We start from the raw sequence: 24,904 nt of genomic DNA, 5'->3' as shown, positions 1-24,904 counted from the left end.
CCCGTGCACCTCGCGGTGCACGGGCCGTCGCGTCTGTCGCGGGTCGGTCGCCGTCAGTGCTTGAAGACGTCCTTGGTCTTCTCCTTGGCCTGACGCGCGTCACCCTTGGACTGCGCGGCCCGGCCCTCGGCCTCCATGCGCTCGTTGCCGACGGCGCGCCCCACGGCTTCCTTCACCTTGCCCTTGGCCTGTTCCTTCTTGGCCTTGGCCTTCTGGTCTCCTGCCACGGTTCTCACTCCCAGCGTTACGACTCCGCTGTCACCACTGCGGGTGACCCGGACGGCCCCGGCCAAACAAGCTCATCCGGCCTTGCGGGCCACCGCGAAGATCCGGCGGAAGGGGAACGGCGTGCCGTGCGGACCTGACGGATACGCCTTGCGCAGGGCCATGCGGTAGGCGTCCAGGAAGTCCTCCCGCGCCCCGGGGTCGTCCGCGAGCGCCGTGAGGAGCGGGCGCAGGCCCGTGCCCTTCACCCAGTCCAGGACCGGGTCCTCGCCCTCCAGCAGATGGACGTACGTCGTCTCCCAGACGTCCGCCTCGCAGCCCAGGTCCGCCAGCGCCGCCAGATACGTCTCCGGCGAGAGCACCGCGTCGTCGTGGCGGAGGGTGTCGCCGAGGCCCGCCGACTCCGCGAGTTCCCGCATCAGCCGATGGCTCGGGGAGTCGAAGTTCCCGGGCACCTGGAAGGCGAACACACCGCCGGGCCTGAGCCCCTCCACCCACGCCCCGAACCGCTCCACATGCCCCGGCACCCATTGCAGCGTCGCATTGCTGACGATGAGGTCGTACGGCTGTGCGGGCACCCACGTGCGGACGTCGGCGTGGACGAAGTCCAGGTGGCCGTACTCGGCGCGCGCCTTGTCGAGCATCTCGGCCGAGTTGTCGTAGCCGGTGATCCGGGCCGTGGGCCAGCGTTCGGCGAGGAGGACGGTCACGTTGCCGGGGCCGCAGCCGAGATCGGCGATCAGGGGCGGCCGGCCCGGGAGGTCCGGGACCCGGGCAAGGAGGTCGGTGAAGGGGCGGGCGCGGTGGCCGGCGTGGCGGAGGTACTGAGCGGGGTCCCAAGTCGTCATGACCCCACTCTCCTCGCGCGATTATCTTGATGTCAAGAAGCTTTACATCAAGAGACTTCACATCGACACAACCACTACACTGATCGTCATGGAGGACGAGGTCGATCGACTGGTATCGGCGTGGCGCCGCGAGCGCCCGGACCTCGACGTGGAACCGCTTGAGGTCCTCAGTCGGGTGAGCAGGCTCGCCCGGCACCTGGACCGGGCACGCCGGCTGGCCTTCGCCGAGCACAGCCTGGAGCCCTGGGAGTTCGACGTGCTGACCGCGCTGAGGCGCGCGGGGACGCCGTACCAGCTCTCCCCGGGGCAGCTGCTGACGCAGACTCTGGTCACCTCGGGCACCATGACCAACCGCATCGACCGGCTGGCCAAGAAGGGCCTGGTGGAGCGGTTGCCCGACCCGAGCGACCGGCGCGGGGTGCTGGTCAGGCTCACCGAGGACGGCAAGGACCGCGCGGACCAGGCCCTCGCCGGTCTGCTGGAACAGGAACGCGCGATCCTCGCCGAGCTCTCCCGCGCCCAGCGCGGGGAACTGGCCGGGCTGCTACGCCAGCTGACCGCCCCGTTCGACAACATCCCCGGCTAGGTCGACCGGCCCCACGCCCGCGCGCCGCGCGAGCGCCACGGCGGCCAGGGTGGAGTGGACGCCCAGCTTGCCGAGGACGTTCTGCATATGGGTGCGGACGGTGTGCGGGGAGAGGAACAGCCGCTCGGCTACCGCCTTGCGGCCGAGCCCCGCCACCATGCAGCGCAGCACCTCGCGCTCCCTCGGGGTGAGGGACTCCACCAGCCGCTCGCTCTCGGTGCGGTGCTTGCGGGCGGCGGTGAGCTCGCGCAGGACGCCCGTGAGCAGGGCGGGCGGCAGATGGGTCTCGTCACGCAGGACCCCCCGGATGACCGTGAGCAGCCGGGACAGCGAGCAGTCCTTGGCGACCCAGCCCGAGGCGCCGGCCTGGAGGGCGAGCGCGGCCCGGCGCGGATCGTCCTTCTCGGCGAGCACCACGATCCGGACCGCCGGCTGTGCCGTACGGACCCCGGCGACCAGGGAGATGCCGTCGACCAGGCCGTCCTCATTGCCGTCCTGCACGGAGACGGCGGGCCTGATGCCCTGGACGTTGCCGCCCAGGTCGGCGTCGACGAGCAGGACGTCGAAGCGGCGGCCCTCGGCGGCCGCGCGCTCCAGTGAGCGCAGCGCGGCGGGACCGCTGCCCGCCGCGGAGACCTCCACGTCGGGCTCGGCCGCCAGCGCGGCGGCCAGCGACTCGGCGAAGATGCGATGGTCGTCGACGACCAGGACTCGGATGCGAACCACGTAACCCCCTTCCCCAAGCTCTCGAAGAGCAGGGGATACCCCATCGTCATCGTCCGGAAAAGACGACTCGGGAGACGACACCGCCGCGGGTACGACGCCCGAAGCACGATGGCCGCACGGCCGCCGCCGCGCAAGAACTGCTACCCCCACTTCGGGCGCCGTACCCGACTGTCTCGCCCCCTGATCAGCACCGGCCCCCACCGGTGCTGTTCATCAGGGTACGGCCGGGGGGCAGGAGCGGAAGGTTATTTGCAGAACTGGCCGTCCGGGACGTTTATGGTGAGCCGCATGTTTCGTCTGGAGACAGAAGTCGACAAGGCCCGGCACGATCTGCTCCGCTCCCGGCTGCGGGCCACCAACACGGCGGCCTCCCCGGTGCTCCGCGCCCTGCGCGGAACCCCAGGTGAACGCGAACTTCCGCTCCACGTCTGGGTGTTGGACGACTCCGGCGCCCTGGCGGGCGGACTGGTCGGCCACACCTGGACGAGCTGGCTGCACGTGACCTATCTGTGGGTCGACGAACGGCACCGCGGGGCGGGCCTGGGTTCGCAGTTGCTCGCACAGGCGGAGCGAACGGCGCGTCACGAGCGGGGCTGCACCTCCGTACGCCTGGAGACCTGGGACTTCCAGGCGCCGGAGTTCTACCGGAAGCAGGGGTACGACGTGGTGTGCGTGATCCCGGACTACCCGCCGGGGGTCACGGAGTACACGCTGACCAAGCGGCTCACTGCCTGAAGCGCCAGCTTCCCGGATCGTCCGCCGGCTCCAGGCCCAGCTCGCCCGCGATACCGGCCGCGCGGCGGTGGGAGACGTCGGGGTAGTGCCCGGGGTGCACCTCGACGAAGCCGTGGTCGTCGGCCACCGCCGTGCGCAGGGCCTCGCGGAGGATGTGCTCCTGCTCCTCCAGCCTGGCCCGCTCCTCCCGGCGGCGGGCGACGGTCACACCCCGGCGGGCGGTGGCCGCGACCACGCCGAGCGCGATCAGCGCGAACGCCCCGACACTCAGCACGTCCCGGGTCGCGTCCGCGTCCCCTGGAGTACGAGGGCGCAGCACACCCTGGGGGTCGGCGAGCACGGTGACGCGCTGACCGAGGGCGTAGCTGCCGGACTTGGCCTGGAGGGCGGGGCCGGGGACCCGGGTGCCGTCGCGGCGGGCGAGGGCGTAGTCGTAGGTGCGGTCGGCCCGCCCCTGGTCGGGGGCGAGCCACTCGCGCACGACGGTCGCGGAGATCCGCTCGCCCCGCCGCTCCAGGGTGAGGTCGTCGCGGGCCAGGTCGGCGATGTAGACCGCCATCAAGGAGGCGCCCACCACGAGCAGCGCGGCGGACAGGCCGGTCTCGTCCGCGGCGAGCTTCGTCAGCAGTACGGCGAGGAGCACGCCGTGGGCGATCCACAGGGGCAGCAGCAGGCCGGAGCCCTGATGGTCCGCCAGCACGAAGAAGCCGACGATCGCGGCGAGCGCGTAGCAGGCGATGCCGATCGCCGACAGGATGCGATGACGCCCTCGACTCACGCTCCGAACCTACTGGGGCGTACGCCAGGGAGAGGCCCGGCTTTCCCCAAGTTCGGATCAAGCCGGGCAAAACAGCGGTCAGCCGGTCTCAGACCAGGCGCCGGGCCCCCGCGGAGGGAACCGCCTCGAAGACCCGCGGAGCGGTGAACTCCGCCGCGGCGAAGGCCGCTTCGACCGCCTTGGTGATGGCCTCCGCGTCCGTCGCCTCCGCCAGCACGATCGCCGAGCCGCCGAAGCCACCGCCGGTCATCCGGGCGCCGAGGGCGCCGGAAGCGAGGGCGGTGTCGACGACCAGGTCGAGCTCGGGGCAGGAGATCCGGAAGTCGTCCCGCAGCGAGGCGTGGCCCGCGACCAGCACCGGGCCGATCGCGCGGGTCTCGCCCGACTCCAGCAGGGCGACGACCTTCTCGACCCGCTCGTCCTCGGTGACCACGTGCCTGACCAGGCGTACGGCCTCCTCGTCGTCGCCGAGCCGTGCGAGGGCCGCGTCGAGCTCGCCGTAGGGGATGTCCCGCAGGGCGTCGACGCCGAGCAGGGCCGCCCCGCGCTCGCAGCCCGCGCGGCGCTTGCCGTACTCGCCCTCGCTGTGCGAGTGCTTGACCTGCGTGTCGACGACGAGCAGGACCATGCCCTCGGCGGCGAGGTCGAAGGGGATCTGCTTCTGGGACAGGTCCCGGGTGTCGAGGAACAGGGCGTGCCCGCTCTCGCAGCAGGCGGACGCGGTCTGGTCCATGATCCCGGTGGGGGCGCCGACGTAGACGTTCTCGGCGCGCTGGCACAGGCGGGCCAGCTGCCAGCGCTGGAGGCCGAGGGCGTACAGGTCGTTGAGCGCGAGTGCGATCACGACCTCCAGGGCCGCCGAGGAGGACAGGCCCGCGCCCGCCGGGACCGTCGAGGCCAGGTGGACGTCGGCGCCGGTGACCGGGTGGCCGGCCTCGCGCAGCGCCCAGACGACACCGGCCGGGTAGGCGGTCCAGTTCCGGTCGCTCTCCGGGGCGAGGTCGTCCAGGCGCAGTTCGACGACGCCGCCCTCGACGTCGGCCGAGTGCAGCCGCAGGACGCCGTCGGTGCGCCGGGAGACGGCCGCGACGGCGGTGTGCGGCAGCGCGAAGGGCATCACGAAGCCGTCGTTGTAGTCGGTGTGCTCACCGATGAGGTTGACGCGGCCGGGCGCCGACCAGACACCCTCGGGCTCGGTTCCGTAGAGCTCCACGAAACCCCGCTGCACCTGCTCCACTACTGCTCCCTCGCGATGTGCTGCGCGAACTCCCAGGCGTCCGCGACGATCCCCGCGAGATCCGCGCGGGTCGGGTTCCAGCCCAGCTTGTCGCGGGCGGTGGCGGCGGAGGCGACCAGGGTGGCCGGGTCGCCGTCCCGGCGCGGGGCCACGATCTCGGGGATCGGGTGGCCGGTCACCCGGCGGACGGTCTCGATGACCTGGCGGACGGAGAAGCCCTCGCCGTTGCCGAGGTTGCAGATGAGGTGCTCGCCCGGCTGGGCCGCCTTCAGCGCGAGGAGGTGGGCGTCGGCCAGGTCGGCGACGTGGATGTAGTCGCGGACGCAGGTGCCGTCCGGGGTCGGGTAGTCCTCGCCGAAGACGGAGATCGCCTCCCGCCTGCCCTGGGCGACCTGGAGGATCAGCGGGATGAGGTGTGACTCGGGGTCGTGCCGCTCGCCCTGCTTGCCGTAGGCGCCGGCGACGTTGAAGTAGCGCAGGGACACGGCACCCAGCCCGTGCGCGTTCGCCTCGCTGGTGATCATGAAGTCGACGGCGAGCTTGGAGGCGCCGTAGGGGTTGGTCGGCCGGGTCGGCGCGGTCTCGACGATCGGCACCTCCTCGGGCTCCCCGTAGGTGGCGGCCGTGGAGGAGAAGACGAGTCGTCGGACACCCGCCTCGCGCATCGCGCCGAGCAGCGCCATGGTGCCGCCGACGTTGTTGTCCCAGTACTTCTCCGGCTTCACGACCGACTCGCCGACCTGCGAGAACGCGGCGAAGTGGAGCACGCCGTCGAAGGAGGAGTCCAGCCACTTGGCGGCGTCGCGGATGTCGCCCTCGATGAAGGCCGCGCCGGCCGGGACGCCCTCGCGGAAGCCGGTGGAGAGGTTGTCGAGGACGACGACCTCGTGACCCGCCTCGATGAGGTGCTGGGCCACGACCCCGCCGACATACCCCGCGCCACCTGTCACCAGGTACTTCATGAACTCGCTACCTCTCGCAGTCGCTGTGCCGCGGCCTCCGGCCGGATGTCGTTGATGAACACGCCCATGCCCGACTCGGAGCCCGCGAGGAACTTCAGCTTGCCGGACGTACGGCGAATGGTGAAAAGCTCGAGATGGAGCGCGAAGTCGTCGCGGCTCACGCCCTCGAAGTCCTCCAGCGCGCCGAACGGCGCCTGGTGCCAGGCGGCGATGTAGGGCGTCGGCGGCTCACCTTCACCGAAGATCCGGTCGAAGCGCCTCAAGAGTTCCAGATAGACCTGGGGGAACTCTGTGCGGGCCTCCTCGTCCAGGCCGAGCAGGTCCGGCACCCGGCGCTTGGGGTAGAGGTGCACCTCGTACGGCCAGTGCGCCGCGTAGGGCACGAAGGCGGCCCAGTGCTCCCCCTCCAGGACGAGCCGCTCCTCGGCGAGCTCGCGTGCCAGGACGGCGTCGAAGAGGTTCTCCCCTCCGGTCGCCTCCTTGTGGGTGGCGAGAGAACGCAACATCAGTGCGGTGCGAGGCGTGGTGAAGGGGTACGCGTAGATCTGGCCATGGGGGTGACCCAGGGTCACACCGATCTCGGCACCGCGGTTCTCGAAACAGAACACCTGCTCCACGGAAGGCAGATGAGACAGCTCCGAAGTCCGGTCCGTCCAGGCGTCGAGAACCAGCCGCGCCTGTTCCTCGCTCAGATCCGCGAAGGAGGCGTTGTGGTCCGAGGTGAAGCAGACGACCTCACAGCGCCCCGAGTCGCCGGCCAGCGAGGGGAAACGGTTCTCGAAGACCACGACGTCGTACGACGAGTCCGGGATCTCGCTCAGCCGGTCACCCTGCGACGGGCACAGCGGGCACTCGTCCTTGGGCGGGTGGTAGGTGCGCCCCTGTCGGTGCGAGGCGATGGCCACACAGTCGCCGAGCAGCGGATCCCGACGAACCTCGGACGTGGTGACAGTCCGCTCCAGCGGGCGCCGGTCCACGGCGTCGCGGACGGTGTCGTCGCGCAGGTCGTAGTAGATGAGCTCGCGACCGTCGGCCAGCCGGGTCGAGGTCTTCTTCACCGCTGAACTCCTTCACCCAAACATAACTAAACACAAGTAATCACGACCGCCCACCAACGTCAACATCGGAATCAAACAAAGCGCACCAGTCGAGGTGTTGAATTGCTGACTATGCAGACCCCCACAAAAGGCGCATACCTGGCCGCTGAGCTACGGCTCCCCACCAACTGGCTCGACTACACGATCCTCGGCATCTACTTCGTGGTCGTGCTGGGCATCGGCTTCGCGGCGCGGAGATCCGTGAAGACGAGCCTCGACTTCTTCCTCTCCGGCCGCTCCCTGCCGGCCTGGATCACGGGTCTCGCGTTCATCTCCGCCAACCTGGCCGCCACCGAGATCCTGGGCATGGCCGCCAACAGCGCGCAGTACGGCGCCTACACGGTCCACTGGTACTGGATCGGCGCCATCCCGGCCATGGTCTTCCTCGGCCTGGTGATGATGCCCTTCTACTACGGCAGCAAGGTGCGCTCGGTCCCCGAGATGCTGCTCCTGCGCTTCGACAAGTGGGCCCACCTGCTCAGCTCGGCGCTGTTCGCCTTCGCGGCCATCCTGATCGCGGGCGTGAACCTCTACGCCCTGGCGATCGTCGTGGAGGCCCTCCTGGGCTGGCCGCAGTGGGTGGCGATCGTGGTCGCGGGCGCCTTCGTCCTCGCCTACATCACCCTCGGCGGGCTGTCCTCCGCCATCTACAACGAGGTCCTCCAGTTCTTCGTGATCCTGGCGGCCCTGATCCCGCTGGTGGTCCTCGGCCTGAAGAAGGTGGGCGGCTGGGGCGGCCTGACGGACAAGCTGACGGCGGAGCACGGCGCCAACTTCACGACCGCGTGGGGCGGTACGGGCATCGGCAGCGCCAACCCGCTGGGCGCGAACTGGCTGACGATCGTGCTCGGCCTCGGTTTCGTGCTGTCCTTCGGGTACTGGACGACGAACTTCGCGGAGGTCCAGCGGGCCCTGTCGGCGAAGAACCTCTCGGCGGCGCAGCGCACTCCCCTGATCGCGGCGTACCCGAAGATCTTCATCGTGTTCCTGGTGATGATCCCGGGCCTGGTGGCGGCGGCCCTGATCCCCGGCTTCGGCACGGCCGAGTCGGGCTACCAGTACAACGACGCCATCCCGTACCTGATGGAACAGCTCCTGCCGAACGGCGTCCTCGGCATCGCGGTCACCGGTCTCCTGGCCGCCTTCATGGCCGGCATGGCGGCGAACGTCTCGTCCTTCAACACGGTGTTCACGAACGACATCTGGGCCCACTATGTCGTGCGGGGTCGCGAGGACGAGTACTACGTCCGCTTCGGTCGCCTGATCACGGTGATCGGCGTCTGCGCCTCCGTGGGGACGGCCTTCCTGGCCTCGTCCTTCTCGAACATCATGAGCTACCTCCAGACGCTGTTCTCCTTCTTCAACGTGCCGATGTTCGTGGTCTTCATCGTCGGCATGTTCTGGAAGCGCGCGTCCGCGAAGTCCGGCTTCTGGGGGCTGCTGGCCGGCACGGTCGCGGCGATGGTGAACTACTTCTGGATCTACAAGCAGGGCATCATCGACATCCCCTCCGACCAGGGCGCGAACTTCGTCTCGGCGATCGTCGGCTTCGTGGCCGGTGCGGTGGTCATGGTCGCCGTGTCCCTCTTCACGGCCCCGAAGCCCGCGGAGGAACTCCAGGGCCTGGTCTACGGCACGACGTCCCCGGGCATGTCCGAGCCGCCTGCCGCGGGGGACGACGCGTGGTACCGGCGGCCGGCGCTGCTGGGCTGGGGTGCCGTGATCCTGGCGGCGGCCTGCTACATCCCGTTCTCGTTCTGATCGCGGAGGATCGATAGACCATGTCCGAACACGACGTCCAGCGGGAAGTCTCCGAACTCCAGGCCAAGTCCGCGACGGCGGCCCGCATCTTCGACCTGCGCCGCATCATCGGCGGCCTGTTCGTCCTCTACGGCATCATCGTCACGATCGCCGGCATCAACCCGTCCGACGCCACGCTGGACAAGGCGGAGGGCATCAACATCAACCTCTGGACGGGCCTGGGCATGCTGCTCCTGGGCATCTTCTTCCTGGTCTGGCTCAGGCTGCGCCCGACTCCGCCTCCGGTCCCTGAGGAGAAGAAGGACGCGTAGGGGGTGCCGGCTGGGGTCGTGGGGCGGCTGCGGGTCCGGCGTGGCTGGTCGCGCCCCCGCTGCGCTGGGCTTGAGCTGGGCGCCTAAGGGGGTGCCGGGTGCGGTTGTAGGGCGGCTGCGGGTCCGTCGTGGCTGGTCGCGCAGTTCCCCGCGCCCCTGGGTGGGTTGCAGTGGACGTGCGCCACGACGGGGCGTCAGCCTTCGCGTCCGCCCCCACCGGAGCGCAACGGGCCGCCGCAGGCATTTCAGGGGCGCGGGGAACTGCGCAAAACGCTCGCCCCCACCGGACCCGCACAGTTCACGGTCCCGCCGCCGGAGGCAGAGGCAGCGGGCCTGCCCGGTCCAGCAATCCCGTCCGCGCCGCCAGCGCCGCCGCCTCCAAACGCGAGCCCACCCCCAGTTTCATCAGCACCCGCTGCACATGCGTCCGCGCGGTCGACGGCGCTATCCCCATCCCCGCCGCGATCAGCCGCGTGTCCTCCCCGTCGGCCACCCGCACCAACACCTCCACCTCCCGAGGCGTCAGCATCTGCAGCAACCGCTGTCCCTCGTCGTCCGGCTGGGCCGCAGGGTTCAGCAGTTCACTGAACGCCCCCTGCAACAACTGCGGCGCCACCGCCGCCTCCCCCGCCCGCGCCTTCATGATCGCCCGCTCGACCCCTTCGATCCGCTCGTCGTGCCGCACATAGCCGGAGGCCCCCGCGGCGAACGCGGCGGCGATCCCGCGAGGGCTCGGCACCGGCCCCAGGACCAGCACCGCCACCTGCGGCCGCTCCCGCTTGATCTTCACGACCGGGTCGAACATCCCCGGCTCGGCCGGCGTGGCCGTCCCCAGCAGGCACACCTCGGGCGCCCGGCTGATCACCAGCTCCGCCGCCCCCGCGGCAGGCGCCGCCGCCGCGAGCACCCGGTGCCCGCGCAGTTTCAGTGCCGAGGCCAGCGCCTCGGCGAGCAATCGGTGGTCGTCGACCACCATGAGCCGAACTCCCATCGAGCAACCCCCCAGTCCCCCCATGGATCCGCGTGAATGCCCCACTATGGATGCCCACTGATCCGCGCGGACAGAGGCCCTCTCCCAGCCCCCCGCCCTTCATGCCCCCGGAAGCTACACGCTAGTTCGACGTTGCGCTTCCCCTACCGGTGAGAAGTGTCCCGGAAGTGACGAATTCCCGGCTTTCCTGTCGTTCGAGGCCGATGTGCCGCACCTTCACGCGTCCTCGGCGAGCTCCAGCCACCGCATCTCCAGTTCCTCGCGCTCCCCGGCGAGATCCCGCAGCTCGGCATCGAGGGTGGCGACCTTCGCGAAGTCGGTCGCGTTGTCGGCGATCTGCGCGTGCAGCTTGGTCTCCTTCTCGGAGATCCTGTCCAGCTGCCGCTCGATCTTCTGGAGCTCCTTCTTCGCGGCCCGCTGATCGGCCGCGCTCTTCTCGGCAACAGCCTTCACGGGAGCCGGGGACGCGGCGGCCGCCGCCTCCTCCATCCGCTGCCGCCGCTCCAGGTACTCGTCGATGCCGCGCGGCAGCATCCGCAAGGTGGCGTCCCCGAGCAGCGCGAAGACCCGGTCGGTCGTCCGCTCGAGGAAGAACCGGTCGTGGGAGATGACGACCATCGAGCCGGGCCAGCCGTCGAGGACGTCCTCCAGCTGGGTCAGCGTCTCGATGTCGAGGTCGTTCGTCGGCTCGTCCAGGAACAGCACGTTCGGCTCGTCCATCAGCAGCCGCAGCAGCTGGAGCCGCCGCCGCTCACCGCCGGACAGATCCCCGACCGGCGTCCACTGCTTCTCCTTGTTGAAGCCGAAGGTCTCGCACAGTTGCCCGGCGGTCATCTCGCGCCCCTTGCCGAGGTCCACGCGCTCCCTCACCTGCTGGACGGCCTCCAGCACCCGCAGCGCGGGGTTGAGCTCGGCGACCTCCTGCGACAGATAGGCGAGCTTGACGGTCCTGCCGACCACGACCCGGCCGCCCGCGGGCTGCTTCTCGCCCTCGGTCCGCGCGGCCTCGGCCATGGCCCGCAGCAGCGAGGTCTTCCCGGCGCCGTTGACCCCGACGAGACCGATCCGGTCCCCGGGGCCCAGCTGCCAGGTCACATGCTTGAGCAGCACCTTCGGCCCGGCCTGGACGGTCACGTCCTCCAGCTCGAAGACCGTCTTGCCCAGCCGCGAGGACGCGAACTTCATCAGCTCACTCGTGTCCCGCGGCGGCGGCACGTCCTTGATGAGCTCGTTGGCGGCCTCGACCCGGAAGCGCGGCTTGGACGTACGGGCGGGGGCGCCGCGCCGCAGCCACGCCAGCTCCTTGCGGACCAGGTTCTGCCGCTTGGTCTCCTCGGTGGCGGCGATCCGCTCCCGCTCGGCCCGCGCGAAGACGTAGTCGGAGTAGCCGCCCTCGTACTCGTAGACATCGCCCTTCTGCACGTCCCACATGCGGGTGCAGACCTGGTCGAGGAACCACCGGTCGTGGGTGACGCAGACGAGCGCGGACCGGCGCTCGCGCAGATGCCTGGCCAGCCAGGCGATGCCCTCGACGTCGAGGTGGTTGGTGGGCTCGTCGAGGACGATCAGGTCCTGTTCCTCGATGAGCAGCTTGGCCAGCGCGATACGGCGGCGCTCGCCACCGGAGAGCGGCGCGATGACGGTGTCGAGGCCCTGCGGGAAGCCGGGCAGGTCGAGTCCGCCGAACAGGCCGGTCAGGACGTCCCGGATCTTGGCGTTGCCCGCCCACTCGTGGTCGGCCATGTCCCGGATGACCTCGTGCCGGACGGTCGCCGCGGGGTCCAGGGAGTCGTGCTGGGTGAGGACGCCCAGGCGCAGGCCGCCGGAGTGGGTGACGCGTCCGGTGTCGGCGTCCTCCAGCTTGGCGAGCATGCGGATCAGGGTGGTCTTGCCGTCGCCGTTGCGGCCCACGACGCCGATGCGATCGCCCTCGGAGACGCCGAGCGAGACACCGTCCAGCAGGGCACGGGTGCCGTACACCTTGCTGACGTTCTCGACATTGACCAGATTGACGGCCATTTCTCTCCTGCCCAGGGGGATCGATCGACCCTCCAGGGTAGTCCGACCGCTACGCCCGGATCACCGTCGCACCCGGCACCGGCCCCGAGGCCGTGCGCACCGCCCGGCAGGTGCCCGAGGCGCGCAGCGCGTCCGCGATCTTCAGCGCCGCCCCGGCGTCCCGGGCCAGGAACGCCGTGGTCGGACCCGATCCCGAGACCAGCCCGGCGAGGGCGCCCGCGGCGCTGCCCGCCGCGAGGGTGTCGGCCAGCTCCGGGAAGAGCGAGAGGGCGGCGGGCTGGAGGTCGTTGGAGACGGCGGCGGCGAGCGCGTCCGGGTCGCCCGCGGCCAGCGCGTCCAGCAGGGCCTCGGAGGCGACGGGCTCGGGGACGTCGAGGCCCTCGGTGAGCCGGTCGAACTCCCGGAAGACGGCCGGGGTCGACAGTCCCCGCTCCGCCATCGCGAACACCCACGAGAAGTCGCCGCCGACGTCGAGGGCGCGCAGCTTCTCCCCGCGCCCCGTCCCGAGCGCGGCCCCGCCGACCAGGCTGAACGGCACATCGCTGCCCAACTCGGCGCAGATGTCGAGCAGTTCCTCCCGGGAGGCGCCCGTGCCCCACAGCGTGTCGCAGGCCAGCAGCGCGCCGGCGCCGTCCGCACTGCCGCCCGCCATGCCGCCGGCGACGGGGATGTCCTTGGCGATGTGGAGGTGCACGGCGGGCTCGATCCCGTACCGCCCGGCGAGCGCGAGCGCGGCCCGCGCGGCGAGGTTCGTGCGGTCCAGGGGGACCTGGTCGGCGTCGGGGCCCTCGCAGGTGACCCGGAGCTCCTCGGCGGGCGTCACGGTCACCTCGTCGTGGAGGCCGACCGCGAGGAAGACGTTGGCCAGGTCGTGGAAGCCGTCGGGGCGGGCGGCGCCCACCGCGAGCTGGACGTTGACCTTGGCGGGGACACGGACGGTGACGCTCACTGCTGGACCGGCTCCTTGTTCGGTGCGTGCTCGGCGATCCGGGCGAACTCCTCCACGGTGAGCGCCTCACCGCGGGCCTGGGGCGAGACCCCGGCCGCCACGAGGGCCGTCTCGGCGGCCGCCGCCGAGCCCGCCCACCCGGCGAGCGCGGCCCGCAGGGTCTTGCGGCGCTGCGCGAAGGCCGCGTCGACCACGGCGAACACCTCGCGCTTCGACGCGGTGGTCTTGACCGGCTCGGTCCTGCGGGTGAGCGCGACGAGGCCGCTGTCGACGTTCGGGGCGGGCCAGAAGACATTGCGGCCGATCGCCCCGGCCCGCTTCACCTCGGCGTACCAGTTGGCCTTCACGGACGGGACGCCGTACACCTTGGAACCGGGCGCCGCGGCGAGCCGGTCGGCGACCTCGGCCTGGACCATGACGAGGGTGCGCTCGATGCTCGGGAAGGTGTCGAGCATGTGCAGCAGGACGGGGACGGCGACGTTGTAGGGCAGATTCGCCACGAGTGCCGTGGGCAATGGGGCCGGGAGGTCGGTGACCTGCATGGCGTCGGAGTGCACCAGGTGGAAGCGGTCGGCGCGCTCGGGCATGCGGGCTGCGATCGTGGCCGGCAGCGCCCCGGCGAGAACGTCGTCGATCTCGACGGCGGTGACGCGGTCCGCGGTCTCCAGCAGCCCGAGAGTGAGCGAGCCGAGACCTGGACCCACCTCCACGACGACGTCCTCGGGCTTCACCTGGGCGGTCCGCACGATCCTCCGGACCGTGTTCGCGTCGATCACGAAGTTCTGGCCGCGCTGCTTGGTGGGGCGTACGCCCAGCGCGGCGGCGAGTTCGCGGATGTCGGCCGGGCCGAGGAGGGAGTCTGGGGAGGGGGTGCTCACGTGGACAGCCTAGCCGCGGGCCTCACCCGTGCAGACGCCCCCCGCAGTGCGGCCAAGGGCTCGCCCCCCGCCGTACGTACAGCTTCTTCGCTCGGAGCGTCTGTTCCGCCGCCGGGGCGTCCTGGGGGCGGCCCGAGCCGCCGAGGCCCTGCCAGGTTCTGGTGTCGAACTGGTAGAGGCCGCCGTACGTCCCCGACGGGTCCACCGCGTTCGGGCGGCCGCCGGACTCGCAGTGGGCCAGGCCCTGCCAGTTCAGGTGGTCCGCGCCCTGGACGGAGGTCGGCATCGGCCTCGTGCCCACCCGCACCACCTGGTCCCGGGGCTCGCGCACCGTCTCGACCCGGATCCGGCGCGGCTTCTGCCTGACGCCGTTGACCGTGCGCAGGGAGTACGTGACCCGTCGTACCCCCGGCTGCCCCGCCTGTTCGATGACCTCGGTGCCCTTGAACAGGGAGGCGTCCGCGGTCCGTTGCTCGCGGAACGGGATCTGCTCCTCGCGGACCTCCTTCGAACCGGTGATCCGCAGCACCGTGATGGTCTGGCCCTCGCGCGGGAAGCTGCCGGAGGCCACCGAGGTGGTGTCCATCCCGCTCAGCGTGATCCCGGCCTCCCTGACGGCCTCCCCCACGGTCGCCGCGTTGGTGCGGATCGTCCGCGCCCGGCCGTCCGCCATGACGGTCACCGAGCGCTCGGTGCGCACGTCGAGCGCGAGGCCCTCCCGCCCGATCCGCCGGGAGCGCGAGGTCGACACGTACGCGCCCTCGGCGCGCACCCCGAGCTGTTCCAGCGCCCCCTCGACGGTCTGCGCCGTCGTCCACACCTCACGCCGGTGTCCGTCGAGCGTGAGCCGGAGCGGACGGCCGTAACGGACCGCGACCTCGTCCCCGCTGGTGAGCGGTTCACCGGGGGCCGGCGCGACGACGTCATGGGCGCCCACCGCCACGCCCTCCTCGGCGAGCAGTTCGGTCACGTCGTCCGCGAAGGTGTGCAGGGTGCGCGGCTTGCCGTCGACGGTCAGCTCGATCGCCTTGTCCTCGGCGACGAAGGCGGTGGTGCCGCCGGCGAGGAAGGCGACGACCAGCGCCTGCGGAAGCAGCCTGCGCACCGCGCTCTCCGGCCGCTCCACGGACCGCGCCCGGCGTCGGCGCGCGGCCCGCCGCCCCGCCGCGAGGCGCACGTCCGGGACCGTCGGCAGCGTGGCGTCGTCGGGGCTCTCGTAGGCGGGCCGGTAGGTGTCCTCGTACGGCGGGACCGGCGTCCCGTACACCCCGTACGGGAGCGTGTCCGCGGTGTACGGCTCGGTGGGGCCGTAGGGCTCGTACGCCTCGTACGTCTCGTACTGCGAGTTGCTCACGACGACACGCTCCAGGAGTCCGGATCGGGCCCCCAGAACCTAGCGGAGCGACCGTCACTCTCCAAAGCGACGCGACTACCCGCAGTTACGTTCGACCCGGGTCAGTACCCGAAGGCGCGGGCGGTGTTGGCGGCGAGTGCCGTGGCCAACGCGTCCTCGTCGATGCCGCGCACGGCGGCCATCGCGCGCACCGTGACCGGAATGAGATAGGGGGCGTTGGGCCGTCCGCGGTACGGCGCCGGGGTGAGGAACGGCGCGTCGGTCTCCACCAGCAGCAGCTCCAGGGGGGCCACCGCCACCGCGTCCCGCAGGTTCTGGGCGTTCTTGAAGGTGACGTTGCCGGCGAAGGACATGAAGTAGCCCTCGCGGGCGCACACTTCGGCCATCTCCGCGTCGCCGGAGTAGCAGTGGAAGACGGTCCGCTCGGGGGCGCCCTCCTCCTTGAGGACCCGCAGCACGTCGTCGTGGGCGTCGCGGTCGTGGATGACCAGCGCCTTGCCGTGCCGCTTGGCGATCTCGATGTGGGCGCGGAAGGAGGACTCCTGCGCCTCCTTGCCCTCGGGCCCGGTGCGGAAGTGGTCGAGGCCGGTCTCGCCGACGCCCTTGACCTGCGGGAGCGCGGCCAGCCGGTCGATCTCCGCGAGCGCCTCGTCGAGGGCCCCAATGCCGCCGGGGGTGCGCGCGCCCTGCCGGGACCAGCCGTCCGGGTCGCCGTGGACGATGCGCGGGGCCTCGTTGGGGTGCAGGGCGACGGTCGCGTGGACGGCGTCGTACCGGGCCGCGGTCTCGGCGGCCCACCGCGAGCCCCGGACGTCGCAGCCGACCTGGACGACCGTGGTCACCCCGACCGACGCGGCTTTGGCGAGCCCCTCCTCCACGGTCCCGTCCTGCATGTCCAGGTGGGTGTGGGAGTCGGCGACCGGCACCCGCAGGGGCTCCGGGAGCGGGGGCGCCGCGTTCTTCTCGCGGGGGCTGTTCGAAGGCATGCCCCGATCCTACGAAAGGGGCACGCCTCGCCCGTCGGGAGACCGGTTCAGCTCGCCTTGCGCTGGAACACGTGCAGCAGGTCGGACAGGTGCCAGTGGTGCTCGCCCGGCTGCGGCGTCCCGTCGGCCGGCGTCGGCGCCTCGACGGGTCCGGCGGCGGGCGTGGGCTGCTGCCGGTGCGCCGCGTCGCGGGTGGCGGCGACCCGGCCGGGCCGCATGATCCGCACGACGTGGTGGTCGCAGTTGGCGCACGTGGGCCTGGAGAGCGGCGAGGGCACGACCCGTCCGTCCGCCGTGTACTGCACGAACTCCCGGCCGTCGCCGTCGATGTGGTGCTCTATCTCGTACGACTGCTCCCACCCGTGCCCGCAGCGCATGCAGGCGAAGGAGTAGGACTCTTTGACGACTGCCGTGGCACCGGGGTGCCCCGCGATCTCGCTCATGCCAGCTCCTGTGAGTCCGCTGGTTCGAAGGACGGGTACGTCCCTCACCCCAGTGGACGCCTCCGGGAAGGCGAAGGCGACAGACCCTGTCGAGTGTTGGAGCCGATTTGGGCTTTCCTTGCCGAAGGGGCCCGCCACGCCGCGCGGACCTTTGCATTCCGAGACACCGCTTTGCGAGCACATGGGGCGCACGCTCAGACGTCATGCGCCCTGCTCAGAGGGGGTGTGACCCACCTCATGCGACCCATCAGGAAGGGGCGTTCTTCGCCGCGACAACCGCATCGAAGACAACCCGCTTGGGGATGCCGGCCTCGGCGGCCACCGCGGCGATGGCCTCCTTGCGCCGCTCCCCCGCCTCCTCCCGCACCCGCACCCGCCGCACCAGTTCGGCGTCGTCGACCTCCTCGGCCCCCTTCGCGGGCGCTCCCTCGACGACGACGGTGATCTCCCCCCTGACCCCGTCCGCGGCCCACTCGGCGAGCGCCCCCAGCGCCCCCCGCTTGACCTCCTCGTACGTCTTGGTCAGCTCCCGGCACACCGCGGCCCGCCGCTCGGCCCCGAACACCTCGGCCATCGCGGCGAGCGTGTCGTCGAGCCGGTGCGGGGCCTCGAAGTACACGAGGGTCCGGCGCTCCTCGGCGACCTCCCTGAGCCGCGACAGCCGCTCCCCGCTCTTGCGCGGCAGGAACCCCTCGAAGCAGAACCGGTCCACCGGCAGCCCGGACAGCGCGAGCGCGGTGAGCACCGCGGAGGGTCCCGGTACGGCGGTGACCCGGACGTCCCGCTCCACGGCCGCGGCGACCAGCCGGTACCCGGGGTCGGACACCGACGGCATCCCGGCGTCCGTGACGAGCAGCACGCGCGCGCCGCCGAGGAGTTCCTCGACCAGTTCGGGCGTACGGGCGGCCTCGTTGCCCTCGAAGTAGGACACGATCCGGCCCTTGGGCGTCACGCCGAGCCCCTGGGTCAGCCGCCGCAGCCGGCGGGTGTCCTCGGCCGCGATCACGTCGGCCCCGGTCAGTTCCTCCGCCAGCCGGGGAGGAGCGTCCGCGATGTCGCCGATAGGGGTGCCCGCCAGGACAAGGGTTCCAGTCACCTCCCCATCCTCCCAGGGGCGCCCCGAACCGGACGCATCCACCCATGCACGGGACTCACACAGCACGGTTCCCTACGATGGCGCGGTGACCAGTACCGCGTCCTCCACGGACACCCGGCAGGACCAGGCCCCCCAGGACCGGCGGCCGTCGTGGCAGCAGAGGCTGCGCCGTTTCGGCTACACCGCGCAGAGCAGCGGCGATGTGCGGGAGCGCCTGGTACCTCCCTATGCGGCACCCAGTCCGCGGATGTGGCAGGTCCTCGGCGTCCCCGGGGTGCTCGCGGACCGGATCGGGCGCTGGTCGGGCTGGCTCGGGCCGCTGCTGGTGACGCTGGTGGCGGGGGTCATGCGGTTCTGGAACCTCGGCAGCCCGAAGAAGGTGATATTCGACGAGACGTACTACGCCAAGGACGCGTGGGCGATCGTCCACCGCGGCTTCGAGCTGAGCTGGGACAAGAACGTCGACAGCCAGATCCTGTCCTCGAACGGACACGTCCCGCTGCCGACGGACGCCGCCTATGTGGTGCATCCCCCGGTCGGCAAGTACGTCATCGGGCTCGGCGAGCTGATGTTCGGGTTCGACCCGTTCGGCTGGCGGTTCATGACGGCGCTGCTGGGGACGCTGTCGGTGCTGATCGTGTGCCGGGTGGGCCGCCGGATCTTCCGCTCCACGTTCCTGGGCTGTCTGGCGGGCGCGCTGATGACGGTGGACGGGCTGGCCTTCGTGATGGCGCGGACCGCGCTGCTCGACGGCGTGCTGATGTTCTTCGTGGTGGCCGCGTTCGCGTGCCTGGTCGTCGACCGCGACCGGGCGCGGGAGAAACTCGCGGCCGCGCTGCCGGTCGACTCCTACGGCCTCGTGCGCCCCGACGCGCACGTCGGGGACACCCTGCGCCTGGGGTGGCGCCCCTACCGCTGGCTGGCGGGCCTCCTCCTGGGCCTCGCGATGGGCACCAAGTGGAACGGCCTGTTCTTCCTGATCGCCTTCGGCGTCATGACCGTGCTGTGGGACGTCGGTTCGCGCCGGGTCGCGGGGGCGCGGCACCCGTACGAGGCGGTCCTCAAGCACGACCTCGGGATCGCGTTCCTTGCCATGGTGCCGGTCGCGGTGGTCACGTACATCACCTCGTGGATCGGCTGGATCCTCTCCCCGGCGGACGGCACCGGCGGCTACTACCGCAACTGGGCCGCGATCGACGGCAAGGGCGGCAGCTGGACCTTCCTGCCCGACTGGTGGCGCAGCCTGATCCACTACGAGCACGAGGTCTACAAGTTCAACGTCGGGCTGTCCTCGCCGCACACGTACATGTCCAACCCGTGGAGCTGGATGGTCGACGGCCGCCCGGTCTCCTTCTTCTACGAGTCCCCCTCGCCCGGCACCGACGGCTGCCCGGCGGACGCGGGCGAGAAGTGTGCCCGCGAGGTGCTGGCGATCGGTACGCCGCTGCTGTGGTGGGCCGCCTGCTTCGCGATCCTGTACGTGCTGTGGCGCTGGTTCTTCCGCCGTGACTGGCGGGCGGGTGCCATCGCCTGCGGCATCGCGGCGGGCTATCTGCCCTGGTTCAACTACCAGGAACGCACGATCTTCTTCTTCTACACGATCGTCTTCCTCCCCTTCCTCTGCCTGGCCGTGGCCATGCTCGTCGGCGCCCTCGTCGGCCCACCCCGAGCAAGCGACAGCCGCCGCGTCGCGGGCGCGACGGCAGCAGGAGTCCTGGTCCTCCTGATCACCTGGAACTTCATCTACTTCTGGCCCCTGTACACCGGCACCAGCATCCCGATCGACGACTGGCGCTCGAGAATGTGGCTGGACACGTGGGTCTAGCGAGCCAGGGTTCACGTATGTGATTGAGCACCCACTCCCACGAATCGGAAAACTCCTACCCCGGCCGTCACACCTCCCGCTTAGAGTGCCCACAACAACGGGGCAAACGGGGAGGGGGCCAGAGCATGGCCAAGGGGGTGAAGGTCGCTGTCGTCGGCACGGTGTTCGCCGTGATGGTCGGCGGGGCCGGATACGGGGCGTACAACTTCGTCACGGCGCTCAGCGACGACGGCAGCGGTGGGGTCGGGGACGCCAAGCGGAGCGGGCCGCCCACCGGCGACGAGATCAAGGAGACCTCCCAGGACTTCTTCGCCGCCTGGGAGAAGGGCGACGCGGCGAGCGCCGCCGCGCTCACCAACAACAGCACGACGGCCAAGGCGCTGCTGACGGACTACACGGCGGACGCGCACATCGGCGACGTGAGGATCACGCCCGGTAAGGCGACCGGCGCCACCGTGCCGTACAGCGTCAAGGCCACCGTGTCCTACGGCGGCAAGTCCAAGCCGCTGGCGTACAGCAGCAGGCTGACCGTCGTGCGCGGGGTGACCACCGGCAGGGCGCTCGTCGACTGGCAGCCCTCCGTGGTGTACCCGAAGCTCCAGCGGGACGACCGGCTGGTGACCGGCGAGTCCGCGAACCCGTCCATCGAGGCGGTCGACCGCAACGGGAAGGTGCTGACCAAGGAGAAGTACCCCTCCCTCGGCCCGGTCCTGGACGCCCTGCGGGAGAGATACGGCAGCGAGGCCGGCGGCACCCCCGGCATCGAGCTGGTCGTCAAGCACCCGGACCAGACGCCCGACACCTCCCTGCTCACCCTCGCCGAGGGCAAGGCGGGCAAGCTGGAGACCACGATCAGCGCGAGCGCGCAGGCGGCCGCCGAGAAGGCCGTGAAGCTGTACAAGCAGTCCTCGGTCGTCGCGGTCAAGCCCAGCACCGGCGAGGTGCTGGCCGTCGCCAACAACCGTACGGACGCCTTCAACGCGGCCTTCGAGGGCACCAAGGCCCCCGGCTCCACGATGAAGATCATCACCGCCGCGATGCTCATCGACAACGGCGTGACCTCGATGAACGGCCCGGCGCCCTGTCCGCCCGACGCTGTGTGGCAGGGGCAGACCTTCAAGAACCTCACCGGCATGGAGCCCAACGAGAACGCCACGCTGGCCAACAGCTTCATGCGGTCCTGCAACACCGCCTTCATCAAGCTGATCGACGAGAAGCCACTCACCGACGAGTCGCTGACCCTGGAGGCCAAGAAGCGGTTCGGGATCGGCCAGGACTGGAAGACCGGCATCGTCTCCTTCGACGGCAAGGTCCCCGCGGTCAGCGGTCCTGACCGGGCGGCCAACGCGATAGGCCAGGGCCAGGTCCAGATGAACCCGCTGAACATGGCGTCGGTCACCGCCACCGCCATCACCGGCACCTTCCGCCAGCCCTACCTGGTCTCGCCGAAGCTCGACGACCGCGAACTGGCCACCGCCAGGGGGCTGCCGTACACCACCGCCTCCCAGCTGAGGCAGATGATGCGGCTCACCGCGACGCAGGGCACGGCGGCCAAGGCGATGGCGGGGCTCGGCGGGGACATCGGCGCGAAGACCGGTTCCGCGGAGGTCGACGGACAGCAGGTGTCCAACAGCTGGTTCACCGGTTTCCGTAACGACGTGTCGGCGGCGGCCATGACCGAGGAGGGCGGCCACGGCGGCGACGCGGCGGGCCCGATTGTCGCAGCTGTGCTACGAGCCGCAGGCTGACGTCACCCGTGCGGGAGGGGGACTCTAGTCTGTTGCAGTCGTTGAGGTGCATGAGGGCAACGGGGACCCTGAACAGCGCGGAGGAAGCGTAAGTCGTGGGTAACAGAAGGCGCGTCGCCGAGCGACGGAAGACCAAGCCGGCCGTGGTCGCCGGGATGATCGCCGTGGTCGTCGGCGGCGCCGGCATCGGCGTGTACGCGCTGTACGGCGGTGGAGCGGCGGCCGACGACCGGACGCAGAACACCTCCGCGGCCGCCGACCACAAGCCGAAGGTGAAGACCGGCCCGCTGTCGGCGGCCGAGGTGACCTCCACCGCGACCGCCTTCCTCACCTCCTGGCAGCAGGGCAAGGTGAGCACGGCCGCCGCCGTGACCAGCGACACCAAGGCCGCCACCGCCCTGCTCACCGGCTGGACCAAGGACGCCCACCTCACCGGCACCACCCTCACCCCGGGCACCCCCACCGGTGCCAAGGTGCCCTTCTCCGTCAAGGCGACGGTGGCGTACAAGGGCCTCAGCAAGCCGCTGACGTACGGCAGTTCCCTGACCGTCGTCCGCGACACCACCACCGGCAAGCCCCGGGTCGACTGGACGGCCGCGGTCGTGCACCCCGATCTGCAGGACGGGGACACCCTGGTCACCGGCGAGTCCGGCACCCCGCCGATCAAGGCGGTCGACCGGGACGGCGGCGAGATCACCACGGCCAAGTACCCCTCGCTGGGCACCGTCCTGGACGGGCTGCGCGACAAGTACGGCAAGACGGCCGGCGGCAAGGCGGGCATCGAACTGCGGGTGATCCGCGCCAAGGACTCCAAGTCGTCCGACAAGACCCTGGCCGAGCTCAGCAAGGGCACCCCGGGCACCGTGAAGACCACCCTGAACCCGACGCTCCAGGCGGCGGCCGAGCGGCAGGTCATGACGCAGGCCCGGTCCTCCGTCGTCGTCCTGCGCCCCTCGACCGGCGAGATCCTCGCGGTGGCCAACGCCGGTCACGGCTTCAACACCGCCTTCCAGGGCTCCCTCGCCCCCGGCTCCACGATGAAGGTCATCACCTCCTCGCTGCTGATCGAGAAGGGCCTCGCGTCCCCGGACAAGGCGCACCCGTGCCCGAAGTACTTCACGTACGGCGGCTGGAAGTTCCAGAACGACGACAAGTTCGAGATCAAGGGCGGCACCTTCAAGGCGAGCTTCGCCCGCTCCTGCAACACCGCCTTCATCAGCCAGGCCGGCGAGCTGGACAACGACTCCCTGACCAAGCAGGCCCAGCAGGTTTTCGGCCTGTCCATGAACAACTGGGCGATCGGCGTCCCGTCCTTCGACGGCGCGGTGCCGGTGCAGAGCGCGGCCCAGAAGGCGGCCTCGCTCATCGGCCAGGGCGGGGTGCGGATGAACCCGCTGAACATGGCGTCGGTCTCGGCCACCGTCGAGTCGGGCACCTTCAGGCAGCCCTACCTGGTGTCCCCGACCGTCGACCACCGCACGCTGGCCACCGCCTCCCGCACGATGTCCGCGAGCACGCTCTCGCAGCTGCGTGAGCTGATGTCCTACACGGCGGCCTACGGCACCGCGGCCGAGGCGATGTCCGGAGTCACCGGCAACGTGGGCGCGAAGACAGGTTCCGCCGAGGTCGACGGCCAGAAGAAGCCCAACGGCTGGTTCACCGCCTACCGCGGCGACCTCGCGGCCGCGGGCGTCGCCCAGGCGGGCGGCCACGGCGGCGACACCGCGGGCCCGATCGTGGCGGCCCTGCTGAAGATCGGCGGCTGACCCCTCGGGTCGGCCCGCCGGCTCAGCCCCGTACGGGAGCGGCGGCCATGTACGTCCGCCGCAGGAACCTGAGCAGCGCCTTCTGCTCGAACTGCACCACCGAGACGCCGTGCGCCGAGTGGAACTCCACCACGGCCTGCACCCGGCCGCACGGCCACACCCGCACCTCGCCGCTGCCGACCGGTGCCCTGAGTCCCTGCTCCAGCAGGGCCCGCGAGAAGGTCCACTCGTCGGTGCCCGGCAGACCGACCCGGACCGAGCGCGGGTCGGTATCGGGGTCGTAGCGCAGGACGACCGGGATCGCCTCGTCCTCCGCGATGTCCGCGTCCGAAACGATGTGGGCTCGCGCGTACTGTTCGACTACAGACATCGTGACGGACCTCTCACGCTGCGTAACCTGTGCGGAAGCTGTGCATCCGTTCCCTCTCCAGGGTCGCACATTTCCCGGATTCCGCCCCCGGGACCGAAAGCCCTCGACTTGCTGTTCGTGGCACGGCTCTCTTGCAAAGAGTTCGCAACAAGCCACTATCATCGAACGGTGCATGTGCCTGACGGATTCATAGACGCCCCCATCTCGGCCGCGACCGGAGTCGTCGCCGCGGCCGCCGTCGCGGTGAGCCTGCGCGGCGCCCGGCGTGAACTCGACGAACGCACCGCGCCCTTGGCCGGCCTGGTCGCGGCGTTCATCTTCGCCGTGCAGATGCTGAACTTCCCGGTCGCCGCCGGAACCAGCGGACACCTCCTCGGCGGAGCCCTCGCCGCGATCCTCGTGGGCCCTTACACGGGCGTCCTGTGCGTCTCGGTCGTCCTGCTCATGCAGGGCATCCTCTTCGCGGACGGCGGGCTGACCGCGCTCGGCGTGAACATCACCGACATGGCCGTGGTGACGACGGTCGTGGCGTACGCCGTCTTCCGCGCCCTGGTCAAGGTGCTGCCGCGCAGGCGCGGTTCGATCACCGCGGCCTCCTTCGTGGCCGCCGTGCTCTCGGTGCCCGCAGCGGCCGTCGCCTTCACCCTGATCTACGCGGTCGGCGGCACCACCGACGTCTCGATCGGCAAGGTCGCCACCGCGATGGTCGGCGTCCACGTCCTCATCGGCATCGGCGAGGCGGCCATCACCGCGCTGACCGTCGGCGCCGTCGTCGCCGTACGCCCCGACCTGGTGTACGGCGCCCGGGGCCTCCAGCAGAAGCTGAAGCTGCGGGTCGGCGGCGAGCTGGTCGACGTACCGGACACCGCGCCCGTCGCGGCCGCCCGCTCCCACCGCAAGGTGTGGATCACGGGGCTCGTGGCGTCCCTGGTCCTCGCCGGGTTCGTCAGCTTCTACGCCTCCGCCAGCCCCGACGGCCTGGAGAAGGTCGCCGCCGACAAGGGCATCGACGCCAGGACAGAGGAGCACGCCTCGGCGGACTCCCCGCTCGCCGACTACGGCGTGAAGGACGTCGAGAACGCCCGCCTGTCCGGGGGCCTTGCGGGCGTGATCGGCGTCGGCGTGACCGTCGTCGCGGGCACCGGCGTGTTCTGGGCGGTCCGCAGGCGTCGTACGGCCGACGTCTCCCCGGCGAGCACGAGCGGCGTCTGAG

Annotated in this window: 24 protein-coding genes; 8 read left to right on the top strand and 16 right to left on the bottom strand. The window is 70.9% G+C overall.

The features are described 5' to 3' along the window. Positions 1-53: 53 nt before the first annotated feature. Positions 54-227, bottom strand: a complete 174-nt coding sequence (locus ACFULQ_RS26610) for a CsbD family protein (RefSeq protein WP_383548083.1) — start codon at positions 225-227, stop codon at positions 54-56. 72 nt (positions 228-299) lie between these two features. Continuing rightward, positions 300-1,073, bottom strand: a complete 774-nt coding sequence (locus ACFULQ_RS26605; protein WP_383548079.1) for a trans-aconitate 2-methyltransferase — start codon at positions 1,071-1,073, stop codon at positions 300-302. A gap of 88 nt (positions 1,074-1,161) precedes the next feature. Here ACFULQ_RS26605 and ACFULQ_RS26600 point away from each other — a divergent pair, with 88 nt between their 5' ends. Continuing rightward, the gene (locus ACFULQ_RS26600; RefSeq protein ID WP_123761276.1) at positions 1,162-1,659 is read left to right on the top strand and encodes a MarR family transcriptional regulator; all 498 of its coding nucleotides are present in this window, start codon (positions 1,162-1,164) and stop codon (positions 1,657-1,659) included. On the opposite strand, the gene ACFULQ_RS26595 is transcribed toward ACFULQ_RS26600, so the two are convergent. Then, the gene (locus tag ACFULQ_RS26595) at positions 1,618-2,385 is read right to left on the bottom strand and encodes a response regulator transcription factor (RefSeq protein WP_123761277.1); all 768 of its coding nucleotides are present in this window, start codon (positions 2,383-2,385) and stop codon (positions 1,618-1,620) included. The genes ACFULQ_RS26600 and ACFULQ_RS26595 overlap by 42 nt on opposite strands. Positions 2,386-2,661: 276 nt before the next feature. Between ACFULQ_RS26595 and ACFULQ_RS26590 the strand changes: the two genes are divergently transcribed. After that, positions 2,662-3,120: a GNAT family N-acetyltransferase gene (locus tag ACFULQ_RS26590; RefSeq protein ID WP_383548075.1), complete on the top strand. Its 459-nt coding sequence runs from the start codon at positions 2,662-2,664 to the stop codon at positions 3,118-3,120. Here ACFULQ_RS26590 and ACFULQ_RS26585 read toward each other — a convergent pair. From ACFULQ_RS26585 to galT, 4 genes are all read right to left on the bottom strand, one after another. Further along, positions 3,110-3,898: a hypothetical protein gene (locus ACFULQ_RS26585; RefSeq protein WP_383548072.1), complete on the bottom strand. Its 789-nt coding sequence runs from the start codon at positions 3,896-3,898 to the stop codon at positions 3,110-3,112. The genes ACFULQ_RS26590 and ACFULQ_RS26585 overlap by 11 nt on opposite strands. 88 nt (positions 3,899-3,986) lie before the next feature. After that, on the bottom strand, positions 3,987-5,135 hold the full coding sequence (gene galK, locus ACFULQ_RS26580; RefSeq protein WP_383548069.1) for a galactokinase: 1,149 nt from the start codon (positions 5,133-5,135) through the stop codon (positions 3,987-3,989). Continuing rightward, entirely contained in the window at positions 5,135-6,097 is a 963-nt protein-coding gene (gene galE, locus ACFULQ_RS26575; RefSeq protein ID WP_383548066.1) for a UDP-glucose 4-epimerase GalE, read from the bottom strand. Before galE ends, galK begins: the two co-directional genes overlap by 1 nt. Further along, positions 6,094-7,155 (bottom strand): galactose-1-phosphate uridylyltransferase, encoded by a 1,062-nt coding sequence (gene galT, locus ACFULQ_RS26570; RefSeq protein ID WP_383548063.1) that lies wholly within the window; start codon positions 7,153-7,155, stop codon positions 6,094-6,096. Before galT ends, galE begins: the two co-directional genes overlap by 4 nt. Before the next feature lie 111 nt (positions 7,156-7,266). Here galT and ACFULQ_RS26565 point away from each other — a divergent pair, with 111 nt between their 5' ends. After that, positions 7,267-8,955: a sodium:solute symporter family protein gene (locus tag ACFULQ_RS26565; protein ID WP_383548060.1), complete on the top strand. Its 1,689-nt coding sequence runs from the start codon at positions 7,267-7,269 to the stop codon at positions 8,953-8,955. 20 nt (positions 8,956-8,975) lie between these two features. Continuing rightward, positions 8,976-9,266: a hypothetical protein gene (locus ACFULQ_RS26560; protein WP_383548057.1), complete on the top strand. Its 291-nt coding sequence runs from the start codon at positions 8,976-8,978 to the stop codon at positions 9,264-9,266. Positions 9,267-9,564: 298 nt separating this feature from the next. Here ACFULQ_RS26560 and ACFULQ_RS26555 read toward each other — a convergent pair whose 3' ends face one another. From ACFULQ_RS26555 to rsmI, 8 genes are all read right to left on the bottom strand, one after another. Next, a complete protein-coding gene (locus tag ACFULQ_RS26555) occupies positions 9,565-10,257 on the bottom strand; it encodes a LuxR C-terminal-related transcriptional regulator (RefSeq protein ID WP_383548054.1) in 693 nt (230 codons plus the stop codon). 216 nt (positions 10,258-10,473) lie between these two features. After that, the gene (locus ACFULQ_RS26550; protein WP_383548050.1) at positions 10,474-12,276 is read right to left on the bottom strand and encodes an ABC-F family ATP-binding cassette domain-containing protein; all 1,803 of its coding nucleotides are present in this window, start codon (positions 12,274-12,276) and stop codon (positions 10,474-10,476) included. Between the two features lie 49 nt (positions 12,277-12,325). Then, the gene (locus tag ACFULQ_RS26545; RefSeq protein WP_383548047.1) at positions 12,326-13,225 is read right to left on the bottom strand and encodes a 4-(cytidine 5'-diphospho)-2-C-methyl-D-erythritol kinase; all 900 of its coding nucleotides are present in this window, start codon (positions 13,223-13,225) and stop codon (positions 12,326-12,328) included. Beyond that, the gene (rsmA, locus tag ACFULQ_RS26540; RefSeq protein ID WP_383548044.1) at positions 13,222-14,103 is read right to left on the bottom strand and encodes a 16S rRNA (adenine(1518)-N(6)/adenine(1519)-N(6))-dimethyltransferase RsmA; all 882 of its coding nucleotides are present in this window, start codon (positions 14,101-14,103) and stop codon (positions 13,222-13,224) included. Before rsmA ends, ACFULQ_RS26545 begins: the two co-directional genes overlap by 4 nt. Positions 14,104-14,125: 22 nt before the next feature. Further along, complete coding sequence (locus tag ACFULQ_RS26535; RefSeq protein ID WP_383548041.1) at positions 14,126-15,457, bottom strand: ubiquitin-like domain-containing protein; 1,332 nt, start codon at positions 15,455-15,457, stop codon at positions 14,126-14,128. Positions 15,458-15,558: 101 nt separating this feature from the next. Next, a complete protein-coding gene (locus ACFULQ_RS26530) occupies positions 15,559-16,443 on the bottom strand; it encodes a TatD family hydrolase (protein ID WP_383548037.1) in 885 nt (294 codons plus the stop codon). 47 nt (positions 16,444-16,490) lie between these two features. Beyond that, complete coding sequence (locus ACFULQ_RS26525) at positions 16,491-16,886, bottom strand: hypothetical protein (protein WP_383548034.1); 396 nt, start codon at positions 16,884-16,886, stop codon at positions 16,491-16,493. A gap of 247 nt (positions 16,887-17,133) precedes the next feature. Continuing rightward, positions 17,134-17,982, bottom strand: coding sequence for a 16S rRNA (cytidine(1402)-2'-O)-methyltransferase (rsmI, locus tag ACFULQ_RS26520; protein ID WP_383548031.1), 849 nt, complete (start codon positions 17,980-17,982; stop codon positions 17,134-17,136). A gap of 85 nt (positions 17,983-18,067) precedes the next feature. Here rsmI and ACFULQ_RS26515 point away from each other — a divergent pair, with 85 nt between their 5' ends. The 3 genes from ACFULQ_RS26515 (at position 18,068) to ACFULQ_RS26505 (ending at position 23,321) form a co-directional block, all read left to right on the top strand. Beyond that, positions 18,068-19,807, top strand: a complete 1,740-nt coding sequence (locus ACFULQ_RS26515; RefSeq protein WP_383548028.1) for a dolichyl-phosphate-mannose--protein mannosyltransferase — start codon at positions 18,068-18,070, stop codon at positions 19,805-19,807. A 125-nt stretch (positions 19,808-19,932) separates the two neighbouring features. Beyond that, on the top strand, positions 19,933-21,555 hold the full coding sequence (locus tag ACFULQ_RS26510; RefSeq protein WP_383548025.1) for a penicillin-binding transpeptidase domain-containing protein: 1,623 nt from the start codon (positions 19,933-19,935) through the stop codon (positions 21,553-21,555). Between the two features lie 95 nt (positions 21,556-21,650). Then, complete coding sequence (locus tag ACFULQ_RS26505; RefSeq protein ID WP_383548023.1) at positions 21,651-23,321, top strand: penicillin-binding transpeptidase domain-containing protein; 1,671 nt, start codon at positions 21,651-21,653, stop codon at positions 23,319-23,321. A 22-nt stretch (positions 23,322-23,343) separates the two neighbouring features. On the opposite strand, the gene ACFULQ_RS26500 is transcribed toward ACFULQ_RS26505, so the two are convergent. After that, positions 23,344-23,691 carry an SsgA family sporulation/cell division regulator gene (locus ACFULQ_RS26500; RefSeq protein WP_383548020.1) on the bottom strand — a complete coding sequence of 116 codons (348 nt, stop codon included), beginning with the start codon at positions 23,689-23,691 and terminating at the stop codon, positions 23,344-23,346. A 168-nt stretch (positions 23,692-23,859) separates the two neighbouring features. On the opposite strand from ACFULQ_RS26500, the gene ACFULQ_RS26495 reads away from it, so the two are divergent. Then, entirely contained in the window at positions 23,860-24,903 is a 1,044-nt protein-coding gene (locus ACFULQ_RS26495; RefSeq protein ID WP_383548017.1) for an energy-coupling factor ABC transporter permease, read from the top strand. The last annotated feature ends 1 nt before the right edge of the window (position 24,904 follow it).

Source organism: Streptomyces sp. NPDC057253 (assembly GCF_042669125.1).
Lineage (GTDB): Bacteria > Actinomycetota > Actinomycetes > Streptomycetales > Streptomycetaceae > Streptomyces.
Note: the sequence above shows the minus strand (reverse complement) of the source record. Positions and strands in the feature narration are given on the sequence as shown.